The 14,404-nt window shown below is 60.1% G+C and carries 9 protein-coding genes and 1 pseudogene; 3 read left to right on the top strand and 7 right to left on the bottom strand.

Features of this window, described 5'->3' with window-relative positions; all coding sequences use genetic code 11:
• Positions 1–2: 2 nt before the first annotated feature.
• From RHM58_RS07170 to RHM58_RS07180, 3 genes are all read right to left on the bottom strand, one after another.
• Entirely contained in the window at positions 3–1,217 is a 1,215-nt protein-coding gene (locus RHM58_RS07170; RefSeq protein WP_322269947.1) for an aldose 1-epimerase family protein, read from the bottom strand.
• A 264-nt stretch (positions 1,218–1,481) separates the two neighbouring features.
• A complete protein-coding gene (locus tag RHM58_RS07175; protein ID WP_322269948.1) occupies positions 1,482–3,458 on the bottom strand; it encodes a methyl-accepting chemotaxis protein in 1,977 nt (658 codons plus the stop codon).
• Between the two features lie 174 nt (positions 3,459–3,632).
• The gene (locus tag RHM58_RS07180) at positions 3,633–4,553 is read right to left on the bottom strand and encodes a LysR substrate-binding domain-containing protein (RefSeq protein WP_322269949.1); all 921 of its coding nucleotides are present in this window, start codon (positions 4,551–4,553) and stop codon (positions 3,633–3,635) included.
• A 157-nt stretch (positions 4,554–4,710) separates the two neighbouring features.
• On the opposite strand from RHM58_RS07180, the gene RHM58_RS07185 reads away from it, so the two are divergent.
• Positions 4,711–6,108 (top strand): NorM family multidrug efflux MATE transporter, encoded by a 1,398-nt coding sequence (locus RHM58_RS07185; RefSeq protein ID WP_201198879.1) that lies wholly within the window; start codon positions 4,711–4,713, stop codon positions 6,106–6,108.
• 143 nt (positions 6,109–6,251) lie between these two features.
• On the opposite strand, the gene RHM58_RS07190 is transcribed toward RHM58_RS07185, so the two are convergent.
• Positions 6,252–7,925: a putative bifunctional diguanylate cyclase/phosphodiesterase gene (locus RHM58_RS07190; protein ID WP_201198880.1), complete on the bottom strand. Its 1,674-nt coding sequence runs from the start codon at positions 7,923–7,925 to the stop codon at positions 6,252–6,254.
• A 263-nt stretch (positions 7,926–8,188) separates the two neighbouring features.
• Here RHM58_RS07190 and rep point away from each other — a divergent pair.
• A pseudogene (gene rep, locus RHM58_RS07195) lies at positions 8,189–10,199 on the top strand (DNA helicase Rep).
• 56 nt (positions 10,200–10,255) lie between these two features.
• Positions 10,256–10,828, top strand: a complete 573-nt coding sequence (locus RHM58_RS07200; RefSeq protein ID WP_201198882.1) for a xanthine phosphoribosyltransferase — start codon at positions 10,256–10,258, stop codon at positions 10,826–10,828.
• 127 nt (positions 10,829–10,955) lie between these two features.
• Here the strand turns inward: RHM58_RS07200 and RHM58_RS07205 are convergent, their stop codons facing one another.
• The 3 genes from RHM58_RS07205 to RHM58_RS07215 all read right to left on the bottom strand — a co-directional run bounded on the left by RHM58_RS07205 (position 10,956) and on the right by RHM58_RS07215 (position 14,299).
• On the bottom strand, positions 10,956–12,878 hold the full coding sequence (locus RHM58_RS07205) for an acetyl-CoA hydrolase/transferase C-terminal domain-containing protein (protein WP_322269951.1): 1,923 nt from the start codon (positions 12,876–12,878) through the stop codon (positions 10,956–10,958).
• A gap of 274 nt (positions 12,879–13,152) precedes the next feature.
• On the bottom strand, positions 13,153–13,569 hold the full coding sequence (locus RHM58_RS07210; RefSeq protein WP_201198885.1) for a c-type cytochrome: 417 nt from the start codon (positions 13,567–13,569) through the stop codon (positions 13,153–13,155).
• Positions 13,570–13,750: 181 nt separating this feature from the next.
• A complete protein-coding gene (locus RHM58_RS07215) occupies positions 13,751–14,299 on the bottom strand; it encodes a cupin domain-containing protein (protein WP_047226150.1) in 549 nt (182 codons plus the stop codon).
• Positions 14,300–14,404: the final 105 nt, after the last annotated feature.

Here is a 14,404-nt window from a genome sequence, read left to right on the forward strand (position 1 = left end):
GATTACTCCTTAGTCAGATCCACCAACGGCGCTTGCCGCACTTCAGTCTCGCGCCCACCCTGAATCTCACTAACACGATTCAACGCTTTATCCACAGCCCCCTTATCCGCCAACAAGCTGTAGCGAATCTGAAACTGCTTCTGCTCTTTCACCCCAATCGTCGGCACCAAACCAAGTGGCCGCTGATACCGACGGTTGTAGGAAAAGCTCGTCCCAGGCTCCAACCCAGTGACATAACCCTGCCCTTGGGTATCGGTGTTTTTCCACAACGAGAACACTGGCAACTGCTGAGTATTGAAGCCGACGGAAACCCCGAGGCTGCCAGCCTTGTTATGCAACACGGTCAGCGTGTCGCCCTTGGCATCGCCGTACGGCACGACGTTGTAAACCGTCTCGTCGTAATCCTTGGTCGGCGCACGGTAGGTCTGCCAGTCCGACAGTTCCGCTTTGGCCTTGTCGTTGAATGGCGAAACCTGCTTCACCGGCGCAGTAAAACGGGCGCCCTGTTCCAGGAATGGCGTGCTGAAGTTGCTGTGGTACAGCGCCTGGTATTCCTTCGGATAGTCGCCGTTGTTGGTCAACGTATCGTTGAGAGCAAACGCCACGCTGCCCGGTTCGGTGACCAGTTCGGTCTGCACCGAGAAGTCGACTTTCTTGAACGCCTGCTCCTTCAGCTCGCCGCGCAGGCTGATGGTGTACGGCGGTTTTTCGTCGATATGCAGGGTGACTTTGCTGGCCGGGATGTTGGCGGCGCGGCCGTGGAGGGTCAGCAGCTCGCCGTTGTCGAGGCCGGGATGGCCGACCCATTCGTAGCCGCAGCGGGCGACGAGTTCGTTGAAGCCTTCCAGCCAACCCAAGCCGCCGCGACCATTGAGTTCGATAAAGGACGGATTGACCACGTCCTTGACCGGCGAATCCCAGCCCATCCGCACATTGCCGACAGACGCTTGCAGGACGTTCATCCCACGGGTCGGCACCACCGAAAGTTTCAGCGTGCCGTTATCGATGTCGACGATGCTGACGCCCTCCTGCCGACCGCCGTGCAGGGTGCGCAGGGTCACGGAGAAGGGTTTGTCGGTTTTTACGCCCAGTTGTTGGCTGGTGATTTGCCAGTTCTGGGCGGCTTTGTCCGTGTCGAGCAGGACGTAATCCCAGGCCATGGCGTGGGAGGCAGTGGAGAGCGCGCTGAGGGCAACGAGGAGTTTGAGCGGGGTCATGGAAGGAGCCTTTCTTGGAGTTGTGCCATTTTTATAGTCTTGCTGAAACGATTCATCAAGCTTAAATATGGAGACATGAGAAGAATTGCTGCCTAGGGGCTGGGAGCGGGTTGATGCGAAAGGGGAGGTTAAAACGGAAATGTAGGTGATCCCTTCGCGAGCAAGCCCGCTCCCACATTAGTTCGGCGGTGTACACGGCCTCTGTGAACACCAAAGATCCAATGTGGGAGCGGGCTTGCTCGCGAAAGCTATTTCAGCGTCGCCTCAACGAAACCGGTCAACCTCATGTCGCAAGTCCGCCGCCAGAGACTCCAGCTCTTTGGCGGTAATCGCCAGGTTGGACACCACTTCGCGCTGCTCGCTGTTGGCCAGCGCAATGCTTTGCAGGTTGCTGCTGAGTAAGGTTGCGGTGCTGCTCTGTTCCTGGGTTGCAGTGGTGATCGCGGCAAACTGCTGCCCCGCCGAACGGCTCTGCTCATCAATCCGCGCCAGTGCCGATGCGACGTTGGCGTTGCGCGACAAACCTTCCTGCATCAGCACGTTGCCCTGCTCCATGGTGCTGATGGCATTACCGGTTTCCTGCTGAATGCTTTGGATCATGCCGGAGATTTCGTCCGTCGCTTCGCGGGTGCGCGACGCCAGGTTACGGACCTCATCCGCCACCACCGCAAACCCACGGCCCTGCTCGCCCGCACGGGCGGCTTCGATCGCGGCGTTCAGCGCCAGCAGGTTGGTCTGATCGGCAATTGCGGTAATCACGCCGACAATGCCGCCGATTTCCTGGGAGCGCTGGCCGAGGGTGTTGATCACCGTCGCGGTGCTGTTCAAGGCACCAGCGATTTGCTCCAGAGAAGCGGACGCTTCCTCCATGGATGTACGACCGATCTGGGTTTGCTGTGCGTTTTCCTGGGCCAGACGCTGGGTGCTGCCCATGTTGTCGGCAATGTCCAGGGACGTGGCGCTGAACTCTTCCACGGCGCCGGCCATGCTGGTGATCTCGCCGGACTGCTGCTCCATCCCTTCATACGCGCCGCCGGACAGACCGGACAAGGCCTGGGCACGACTGTTGACCTCTTCCGACGCCTTGCGGATGTGCTCGACCATGGTCGACAGCGCTTGGCTCATCTGGTTGAAAGCCCGGGCCAACTGACCAATTTCGTCATTGCTCGACACGTTCAGGCGCACGCTCAAATCACCGGCACCCAAGGCTTCAGCCTGACGCACCAGATCCCCCAACGGCGCCAGTTTGCTGCGCAGCAACCAGACTGCCGAACCCACCGCAATCAACATCGCCAGCAGGCTGCCAATCGCCAGTTTAATGCCGACGTTCCAGGTCACGGCGCTGATTTCGTCTTGCGGCATGCTTGCCACCACCGACCATGGTCCGCCTTCGAAGGGCACGGCGAGGCTGTAGAATTCTTTCGATTTGTCGCTCCAGAACTCGCCCTTGCCCGGCTTCTTCGCCAGCGCAACGATGGCCGGCACGGCTTGATCCAGCGCTTGTACGCCGGCGATTGGCACTAGCCATTTATTCTGTTCGTCGAGCAGTGCCAGGGAGCCGGTCTGGCCGATACGGAAGCGTTTAAGGTTCTCGAACTGCGCGTTCTGCGCGTCGGTGTAATCGAATCCTACGAACAGCACGGCAATCACCTTACCGCTGCTGTCGCGTACGGGGGTGTACTGAGTCATGTAGGAGCGGTCGAACAACAAGGCGCGACCGACATAACTCTGCCCCGCCATCAAGCGTGCATAGGCCGGGTGAGCGTGGTCCAGCAACGTGCCGATGGCCCGGCTACCGTCCTGTTTGCTCAGGGACGTGCTGACCCGAATGAAATCCTCGCCGCTGCGCACGAACAACGTCGCCACGCCGGCGGTCATTTGCTTGAACTCGTCGACTTCCTTGAAGTTGTTGTTCAACACTTCGCTGCCCAGGTGCAAGCCCGGGGTCTGCACGCCCGCGACGGTCACCGGCTCATCCGCGTGCACGGTGAGGCCCGCGCTGAAGCGCTTCTCGAACAGACCGCTCAGGCGCTGAGTGCTTTCACGCAACGTGCCGTGGAACGTACTCAGCTGATCCGCCAGCAACCGGGCCTCACTGGCCAGGTGTTCTTCGCGGGTGGCGAGGTTGGCGGTGTTCAGCGAGCGCAGTGCGAACACGGTGCTACCGCTGATGACAATCGCCAGAATCACGGCTAGCGCGAGACCAAGCTGTGAGGCGATCCGGGCACGGGGATGAGACATGACAGCTCCTGGCCGAGCGACCGGATCCTCCTTGATCCGGCTCTACGCTCAGCAAAATTTCTAATAATGGGAAAAACGCGAAACCGGCACGAAGGTTCCACAAGCAGATTTTCGGCGGCAACGCTGAATACTTGAGTAATTAACCCGGTTATGGCCACGGGCAGCTACATCGATTTAGCTCAAGCGTTCGACGTCCGGCAACTCCATGGCCCGGACTTCCCCTTGCAGAAAATCGCTGAGCCGGCGCAAACGTTCGCCACCGGGGCGGGTTTTCGGCCAGACCAGGTAATAATTCTCACCGCTGGCGACGGCGGTCGGCCACGGCAAACTCAGACGCCCCTGCGCCACGTCCTCGGCCACCATCAGCAAATCCCCCATCGACACGCCGTAACCTCGGGCGGCCGCGATCATGCCCAATTCCAGCGTGTCGAACACCTGCCCGCCCTTGAGCGAGACCTGATCCGACAGCCCCATGCGCTCCAGCCAACTGCGCCAGTCGCGACGGTCCGGCGTCGGGTGCAGCAGCTCGGCGCTGGCCAGCCGCGCGACGTCCCACGGCTGATCCTTCAGAAGATTCGGCGCGCCCACCGGAATCAGCTCTTCGGGAAACAGGAACGTCGCCTCCCAGTCCGGAGGAAAATTCCCATTGCTGAGGATGACCGCGCAGTCGAACGGTTCGTGGTTGAAGTCCACGGAGTCGATGTCCATCCAGGCGCTGGTCAACTGCACTTCATTACCCGGTTGCAAGTGGCGAAAGCGACTGAGCCGCGCCAGCAACCAACGCATGGTGAGGGTCGACGGAGCCTTCATACGCAGGATGTCGTCTTCGGCGCGCAAGGTGTTGCAGGCGCGCTCCAGGGCCGTGAAGCCTTCGCGGATGCCCGGCAGGATCAACCGCGCCGACTCGGTTAGTTGCAAGTTACACCCGCTGCGGTGAAACAGCCGACAGGCGAAATGCTCTTCCAGCGTACGAATATGCCGACTGACCGCGCTTTGGGTGATCGACAGTTCTTCGGCCGCGCGGGTAAACGAACTGTGCCGCGCCGCCGCTTCGAATGCGCGCAGGGCATACAAGGGAGGAAGACGACGTGACATGGAGAAAGCTCCTATAGCGGGATTCGGCAAACTTATCAGAAACGCCGCAGGATGAGTTTTAATCATGCCACCCATCCTTTTTATCCCTTTGTGCAAACCCCGCAGAGCGCCGAGAATCGTGCCTTTCCAGTTCATCTCATAAGGGAGCGTGATGACCATGCAGCATCCAGCACGTATCGAACTCTGGGCCATCCTGCGGCTGGCGGGGCCGTTGATTGCCTCGCAGTTGGCGCACATGCTGATGGTCCTCACCGACACCTTGATGATGGCGCGCCTGAGTCCCGAGGCGTTGGCCGGCGGTGGGCTGGGCGCGGCGACTTACTCGTTCGTGTCGATTTTCTGCATCGGCGTGATCGCCGCAGTCGGCACCCTGGTGGCAATCCGTCAGGGCGCCGGCGATATCGTTGGCGCGGCGCGACTGACGCAAGCCGGGCTTTGGCTGGCGTGGTTGATGGCGCTGGTGGCGGGGTTGCTGCTGTGGAACCTAAAACCGGTGTTGCTGCTTTTTGGCCAGACCGAAACCAACGTCCACTCCGCCGGGCTGTTCCTGACGTTCCTGCCGTTCGCCCTGCCCGGCTACCTGAGTTTCATGGCCCTGCGCGGCTTCACCAGCGCCATCGGCCGGGCGACACCGGTGATGGTCATCAGCCTCTGCGGCACCGTGGCCAACTTCCTGCTCAACTATGCGCTGATCACCGGGATGTTCGGCTTGCCGAAAATGGGTCTGGTGGGCATCGGCCTGGTGACCGCGATTGTTGCCAACCTGATGGCCGTGGCGCTGGCGCTGCATATTCGTCGGCACCCGGCGTATGACGCTTACCCATTGCGCCAGGGTCTGTCACGGCCGAACCGTCAGTACCTGAAAGAACTGTGGCGCCTGGGCCTGCCAATTGGTGGCACCTACGCGGTGGAAGTCGGGTTGTTTGCCTTCGCGGCGCTGTGCATGGGCACCATGGGCAGCACGCAATTGGCGGCGCACCAAATCGCGCTGCAGATTGTCTCGGTGGCGTTCATGGTGCCGGCGGGGCTTTCGTATGCGATCACCATGCGCATCGGCCAGCACTACGGCGCCGGGCAACTGCTCGATGCGCGGCTGGCCGGTCGGGTCGGGATCGCCTTTGGCGGCGCTTCGATGCTCGCCTTCGCCATGGTCTTCTGGCTGCTGCCGAATCAGTTGATTGGCTTGTTCCTCGACCACAACGACCCGGCCTTTCGCCCGGTCATCGACCTGGCTGTGAGCCTGTTGGCGGTGGCAGCGTGGTTTGAGCTGTTCGACGGCACGCAAACCATCGCCATGGGCTGCATTCGCGGGCTCAAGGATGCCAAGACCACGTTTTTGGTCGGGCTCGGTTGCTATTGGCTGATTGGCGCGCCGGCCGCGTGGATGATGGCCTTCAATCTGAACTGGGGCCCAACGGGCGTCTGGTGGGGGTTGGCGCTGGGACTGGCGTGCGCGGCGGTGAGTTTGACGCTGGCGTTTGAGTGGAAGATGAAGCGGATGATTCGGCGCGAGCCTGCGTCAGGGGCAAGCTTCCAAGTCGCCCAGCCTGACTGAGATCCCTGTAGGAGCGAGGCATGTGTGGCGAGGGAGCTTGCTCCCGCTCGACTGCGCAGCAGTCGCAAAGATTTTGTGGCCGCTACGCGCCCAAGCGGGAGCAAGCTCCCTCGCCACAAGAGCCCGTCCCACAGATTTCGCGTTTAACTCACGATTTCGAGGGCGGGCTGCTGGCTGCTGCCAAAGGTCAAATACTCAACCAACTCCGCCAACGGCAAAGGCTTGCTGATCAGGTAACCCTGCACCTGATCGCAGCCAAAGCCGCGCAACAAGTCCAACTGCTCCGGGGTTTCCACGCCTTCGGCGACCACTTCCAAATTGAGGTTGTGCGCCAGGTTGATCATCGCGTGCACCAGTTTGCGGTTCTCTTCGCGCTCCTCCATACCACCGACGAAGCTCTTGTCGACCTTGAGCAAGGTGATCGGCAGGCTGTTGAGGTGCACGAACGATGAGAAACCAGTGCCGAAGTCGTCGAGAGAGAAACGCACGCCGAGTCGGCCGAGGGCATCCATGGTCTGCTTGACCAGATCGCTACGGCGCATCACCGCGGTTTCAGTCAGTTCGAACTCCAGCCATTGCGCCTCAACGCCACGCTCGATGATCAAGCGACTGAGGGTCGACAACAATTGGCTGTCCTGAAACTGCCGGAACGACAGGTTGATCGCCATGTGCAGCGCCGGCAAACCACGTTCGCGCAACGCCTGCATGTCGCGCAGGGCCCGGGAAATCACCCAGTAACCCAACGGCACGATCAAACCACTCTGCTCGGCCAGCGGCACGAACTCGCTCGGCGGCAGCAAGCCCCGTTCGCCATGACGCCAGCGCACCAACGCTTCGAGGCCGACGATCTGGCCGTCTTCAAGGTTCAGGCGCGGCTGGTAATGCAGTTCCAGCTCATCGCGACGCAAGGCCCGGCGCAGCTCGCTTTCGAGATCGGCCATGCTGCGGGCATTGCGGTTGATGCGTTCGTTGAAGATGTGAAAGGTGCAGCCCTGAGTGCTCTTGGCCTGCTGCATGGCGATGTGCGCGTGCCACATCAGCGGGTCGGCGCCGGCCTGGGCCCGGGCATGGGCAATCCCGAGGCTGGAGCCGATCAACAGGCTCTCGCCGTCGACCCAATAAGGCTCGGACAACGCTTCGGTAATGCGTTCGGCCATCCATTCGGCGCGTTGCGGCGCGCGGCGGGTGTCGATCAGCAGGGCGAACTCATCGCTGCCCAGCCGGGCCAATTGATCGCCGGCCTCAAGCTGGCTTTTCAGCCGCGCGACCACTTGCAGGATCAATCGGTCGCCAGCCTGATGGCCGAGGGCGTCGTTGGCATGACGAAAGTTATCGAGATCGAGGTGGCCGAGGGCCAAACCGCGGCCGTCGTTTTCCGCCAGACGCGCCGCCAGCAGGGTCTGGAAACCCTGGCGGTTGGCGATGCCGGTCAGCGGGTCTTGCTCGGCCAGGCGTTGCAGGGTGTTTTCCAGCACGCCGCGCTCGCGCACATGGCGCAGGCACCGGCGCAACATGCCGGCGTCGAGCATATCGCGCACCAGCCAGTCACTCACACCGTCGGGCGGGGTCAGCGGCTCGTGTTCGAGCAACATCACCGTCGGCAGGCTGCAACGGCCAGGCAGAGGCTGAAGGGCCGGGATCGTCAACAACACCGCACTGCGGTTGTCTTCGAACAAACTGCTGACCGACTCCCAACTCGGCGCGCTGATCAGCACTGCCGAGCTCCCCATTGGAGCCAGACACTCGCGCAACAACGCTGCCCACGCTGGCTCTTCGGCCAGTAGCAGCAAACGCAAGGGTTCGACAGGCGTAGACAAGCTAGCTCCCTAGACTCTGCTAATGATGTAGGCGGCGGGCATTATGCCGCGCCGATAACCAATGACCAACTGACCTGGGTTATCAAACGCGGTTTTGTATCTGGAATACGAACATTAGACGCAAAACCCCCGCGCATCCTGCGTGAAAGTACCAAAACCGGCAAATAGAGATCGCGTGCTGCGTCACAAGTCGGAGAGAGCAGCACAATTCGCTGAGCCTGTTAAAATGCCGGCCCATTTCGCAAATGACTCCCTGATTCCGTATGTCCCGACTCAATCCCCGGCAGCAAGAAGCCGTGAACTACGTCGGCGGCCCTCTATTGGTGCTCGCCGGTGCAGGCTCCGGCAAGACCAGCGTGATCACGCGCAAGATCGCGCACCTGATCCAGAACTGCGGCATCCGTGCCCAGTACATCGTCGCCATGACCTTTACCAACAAGGCTGCGCGGGAGATGAAGGAACGGGTCGGCACCCTGCTCAAGGGCGGCGAAGGCCGTGGCCTGACGGTGTGCACCTTCCACAACCTGGGCCTGAACATCATCCGCAAGGAACACGTGCGGCTGGGCTACAAACCGGGCTTCTCGATCTTCGACGAGACCGACGTCAAATCCCTGATGACCGACATCATGCAGAAGGAATACGCGGGCGACGACGGCGTCGACGAGATCAAAAACATGATCGGCTCGTGGAAAAACGACCTGATCCTGCCCGCTGAAGCCCTGGAAAACGCACGCAACCCCAAGGAACAGACCGCCGCCATCGTCTACACCCACTACCAGCGCACGCTCAAGGCGTTCAACGCGGATGGACTTCGACGACCTGATCCTGCTGCCGGTGAAGCTGTTCCAGGAACACGCCGACATCCTCGAAAAATGGCAGAACAAGGTCCGCTACCTGCTGGTGGACGAATACCAGGACACTAACGCCAGCCAGTATTTGCTGGTTAAGTTGCTGATCGGCACCCGCAACCAGTTCACCGTGGTCGGCGACGATGACCAGTCGATCTACGCTTGGCGCGGCGCCCGGCCGGAAAACCTGATGCTGTTGAAGGACGACTATCCATCACTGAAAGTCGTCATGCTGGAACAAAACTATCGCTCCACCAGCCGCATCCTGCGTTGCGCCAACGTGCTGATCTCGAACAATCCCCACGAGTTTGAAAAACAACTGTGGAGCGAGATGGGCCACGGCGACGAGATCCGGGTGATCCGCTGCCGCAACGAAGATGCCGAAGCCGAGCGCGTGGCCGTTGAGCTGCTGACCCTGCACTTGCGCACCGACCGGCCGTACAGCGATTTCGCGATCCTGTATCGCGGTAACTATCAGGCCAAGCTGATCGAACTGAAGCTGCAACACCACCAGATTCCGTATCGACTGTCTGGCGGCAACAGCTTCTTCGGCCGTCAGGAAGTGAAAGACCTGATGGCTTACTTCCGTCTGATCGTGAACCCGGATGATGACAACGCCTTCCTGCGGGTGATCAACGTCCCACGCCGGGAAATCGGTTCGACGACGCTGGAGAAGCTCGGTAACTACGCCACCGAACGCAAAATCTCGATGTACGCCGCCACCGACGAAATCGGCCTGGGCGAGCATCTGGATACACGCTTCACCGATCGCCTGTCGCGCTTCAAGCGCTTCATGGACAGGGTCCGCGAGCAGTGCGCCGGCGAAGACCCGATCTCGGCCCTGCGCAGCATGGTCATGGACATCGACTACGAGAACTGGCTGCGCACCAACAGCTCCAGCGACAAGGCTGCCGACTACCGCATGGGTAACGTCTGGTTCCTGATCGAGGCGTTGAAAAACACCCTGGAGAAAGACGAAGAAGGCGAGATGACCGTCGAAGACGCCATCGGCAAACTGGTCTTGCGCGACATGCTCGAACGCCAGCAGGAAGAGGAAGACGGCGCCGAAGGTGTGCAGATGATGACCTTGCACGCCTCCAAGGGCCTGGAATTTCCCTACGTGTTCATCATGGGCATGGAAGAGGAAATCCTCCCACACCGTTCCAGCATTGAAGCCGACACCATCGAAGAAGAGCGCCGTCTGGCCTACGTCGGGATTACCCGGGCGCGTCAGACCCTGGCGTTCACTTTCGCCGCCAAGCGCAAGCAGTACGGCGAAATCATCGATTGCGCGCCGAGCCGCTTCCTCGATGAGCTGCCGCCGGACGACCTGGCCTGGGAAGGCAACGACGACACCCCCGTTGAAGTCAAAGCCGTTCGCGGCAATACCGCATTGGCGGATATACGCGCGATGTTAAAGCGCTAGAATCGACTACTTTTTAACCAGCCCTAGACGCACAGCCGTCCTTAGAGGAAAGCTTCATGGAAGCACTGCACCAGAAAATCCGCGAACAAGGCATCGTGCTTTCCGATCAGGTCTTGAAGGTCGACGCCTTTTTGAACCACCAGATCGACCCGGCCCTGATGAAGCTGATCGGCGACGAATTCGCCACGCTGTTCAAGGATTCGGGCATCACCAAGATCGTCACCATCGAAGCTTCGGGCATTGCGCCGGCGATCATGACTGGGCTGAACCTCGGTGTGCCGGTGATTTTCGCCCGCAAGCAGCAGTCCCTGACCCTGACTGAAAACCTGCTGTCGGCGACCGTTTACTCGTTCACCAAGAAGACCGAAAGCACTGTGGCGATCTCCCCGCGCCACCTGACCAGCAGCGACCGCGTGCTGATCATCGATGACTTTTTGGCCAACGGTAAGGCGTCGCAAGCGCTGATCTCGATCATCAAACAGGCCGGCGCGACCGTGGCTGGCTTGGGGATCGTGATCGAGAAGTCGTTCCAGGGTGGCCGTGCGGAATTGGATGCACAGGGTTATCGCGTTGAATCGTTGGCTCGCGTTCAGTCGCTGGCCGGCGGCGTCGTGACCTTCATCGAATAAAGCCACACCGCAAAACCCATGTGGGAGCGGGCTTGCTCGCGAAAGCGCAGTATCAGTCAATGTTGATGTCGACTGACACACTGCCTTCGCGAGCAAGCCCGCTCCCACATTTGATTTCTGTTTGCATTTATTGCGCGGTGGCTTTGAGGCCGGTGAGCAGCAAACGCTGAAACAAATCCTCTTTCAAGCCTTCCGGGTTGGTCAGCTGCATCCGCTCCAAATGCCCGGGAAATTCCGAAGGCTGCGGCGCATCCAGCGCAGCCTTACCCAGCTCCAGAATCTCGGTCAGCTTGAACTTGCTCTTCAACCAGTTCAGCGCCCGTAACAAATCCCGTTCCACATCAGTGAAATCACACCCCAGCGGATACTCCGGAAACAGGTTCGGGTGCCGCGCCTGAATGGCCTGCAAGCGCTGAGGGTTGTTGTCGGTGAACCTCGGATCAATCCGGAAATTCTTCGGCAACTTGCCAACGGCCTGAGCCTGTTCGATCAGCCCCGGCTGGAAGCGTGAATCGCTGATGTTCAACAGCGCCTCAATCACCGCCGCATCGTTCTTGCCCCGCAAGTCGGCGATGCCGTATTCGGTGACGACGATGTCCCGCAGGTGTCGCGGGATGGTGCAGTGGCCGTACTCCCAGACGATGTTCGAATTGACCTCACCGCCCGACTCGCGCCAACTGCGCAGGATCAGCACCGAGCGCGCGCCTTCCAGCGCATGGCCCTGAGCAACGAAGTTGTACTGCCCGCCGACACCGCTGAGCACCCGCCCGTCTTCCAGTTGATCCGCTACGCCGGCGCCCATCAGGGTCACGGTGAACGCGGAGTTGATGAACCGTGCATCGATGCGCTGCAAGCGTTTGAGTTCTTCCTGACCGTAGAGCTCGTTGATGTAGCTGATGCGGGTCATGTTGAATTCGAGGCGCTTGCTCTGGGGCAACTCGCGCAGGCGCTCATAGAAACTGCGCGGCCCGAGGAAGAACCCGCCATGCACCGAGATGCCGTCGGTTTGCGCGGCTTCATCGAGGGTGCCGTCGTTGGCCTGTTGCTGGGTTGCCACGTCCGGGTAGACCTTGCGCCGTACGATCCCGGCATCGGCCAATACCAGCAAACCGTTGACGAACATTTCGCTGCAACCGTACAAGCCCTTGGCGAACGGCTCGACGCCACCTTCGCGATCAATCAACTGCGCCCATTGGCTCAGATTCAAGTCCGCCAACAACGCCTGGTAACCGGCGTTATCGGCCTGGCGTGCCAGCAATGCCGCCGTCAATGCATCACCCATGGAACCGATGCCGATTTGCAGCGTGCCGCCGTCGCGTACCAGCGCACTGGCGTGCAAACCGATGAAGTGGTCCTGGAAACCCACCGGCATATTCGGCGTGGAGAACAGCGTGGTGTTGTCCTTCTCGTCGATCAGCAAGTCGAAGGTGTCGATGCCGATTTCGGCGTCCCCCGGCATGTAGGGCAAATCGTTGTGCACCTGGCCGACGATCAGCACCGTCTCCCCCGCCGCCCGGCGTTTGGCGATCATCGGAAACAGGTCGAGGGTGATGTCCGGGTTGCAACTCAGGCTCAAGCGGTCCGGGTGTTCGGCATGGCTGGCCACCAGTTGCGCCACCAGGTTCAGGCCGGCGGCGTTGATGTCCCGGGCGGCGTGGCTGTAGTTGCTGCTGACGTAATCCTGCTGGGCCTGGGCGCTGTGCAGCAGGCTGCCCGGTTGCATGAAGAATTGCTCGACGTGAATGTTGGCTGGCAGGTCATCTTTGTGAAGATCGGCGAGGAAATCCAGCTCTGGATAGTCGCCGAAGACCCGTTCGATAAACGGTTCGAGGAAGCGCTTTTGCAAGCCATCGCCCAAGGCAGGCCGACCAAGGCACAGCGCGGTGTAAATCGTCAGCCGCCGTTCGGGCAGTTGCACGATGCGTTGGAACAGCGCATTGACGAAGTGGTTGGGTTTACCCAAACCCAAGGGCAAGCCCATGTGAATATGCACCGGCAACCTTGCCAGTACGTCATCGACCGCCTGCTCGATAGAACATAACTGCACCATCTGATCCTCCCGCGCGTTCCGTGAATTGGGGTTGGACCGAGCTTGCCGGGTCTTTGCTGCAAAGAACAGTCTCAGAAGCCAAATCATGCGAACACTGATGACCCCTGTGGGAGCGGGCTTGCTCGCGAAAGCGGTGTGTCCGTCAGCATGATGGCAACTGCCAGGGCCCCTTCGCGATGCAAGCCCGCTACCACAAGGGATCTTCATTCACTTCAGGACAAAACAGCAGGCACAAAAAAGCCGCTCGTAAGCGGCTTTTTGCTGAAAATGGGGCTTATTTCAGGCCGGACATCTTCTGGATGGCGCCTTCAAGATCTTTCACTTCGCAGTCACTGCAGGTGCCTTTTGGTGGCATCGCATTGAGCCCTGCCAACGCAACCTTCGCCAAGCCAGCAGCGGTGCCGCCTTCTTTATCGGCGCGTTTTTTCCAGTCTGCGGCATCACCGATTTTCGGCGCGCCTAACAGGCCGGTGCCGTGGCAAGCATTGCAATGTTTGGCAATGATTTCATCAGGGGTTTTCGCTGCGCCGCCGCCTACCGAAGCAGCGACTTCCATCCCTTTGCATTCTTGACCTGTTACACAGACCTGGCCGACGGGCTCAAGACGCTTGGCGATGTCGTCGGTGGTAGAAGCTTGTGCGCTCACTGCCCATAGGGCCAATACAGTTGCTGGTGCAGCCAGCATTTTCATAATTAGGTTCACGCGTTCACCCTCAATGGTGGCTATTCACGCCCGCGGCCACGGTTCGCAGGCGGGCGCAAGTATAACGGCAAGCCCGCCACACTGAAACAACCCCAAAGTCGAAGGGGTCTTGTTGTGCGGTGTAAAACTGCTCGGGCGCCTCGGCAGTGCTGGCAGGACGCCTCTTTTCTTAGAAATTCGCCGGCGTGGCTGCGCTGATTAGTCGCGCCGGCGCGTCGAACGGATTCCGGAAACGGTGCGGCTTGGTACTTTCAAAGTAGTAGCTGTCGCCGGCTTCGAGCACAAAAGTTTCAGCCCCGACCACCAATTCCAGCCGACCTTCCACCAGAATCCCGGTTTCCTCGCCCTCGTGGGTGAGCATCTCGTCACCGGTATCGGCGCCTGGCGGGTAGATTTCATTGAGGAAGGCGATCGCCCGGCTCGGGTGAGCCCGGCCGACCAGTTTCATGGTCACGGCGCCATCGGAAATATCGATCAGCTCGTTGGCCTTGTAGACGATCTGAGTCGGTTTTTCCTGCAGGATCTCTTCGGAAAAGAACTCGACCATGGACATGGGAATCCCGCCCAACACTTTGCGCAGCGAACTGATCGAGGGGCTGACGCTGTTCTTCTCGATCATCGAAATCGTGCTGTTGGTAACACCCGCGCGTTTGGCGAGCTCACGCTGCGAAAGGCCTTTGAGCTTACGGATGGATTGCAGTCGTTCACCGACGTCCAATGCTTGCGCCTCCAGGGATTCAGGGTTGTTGAAATATTGAGCGTTATCATGGCGACAGCGTTCAGTATTTACAACACTTGGGCCTGAATCCTGTTCAGCGAGGCG

The sequence above is a fragment of the Pseudomonas sp. 10S4 genome (genome assembly GCF_034344865.1).
GTDB lineage: Bacteria > Pseudomonadota > Gammaproteobacteria > Pseudomonadales > Pseudomonadaceae > Aquipseudomonas.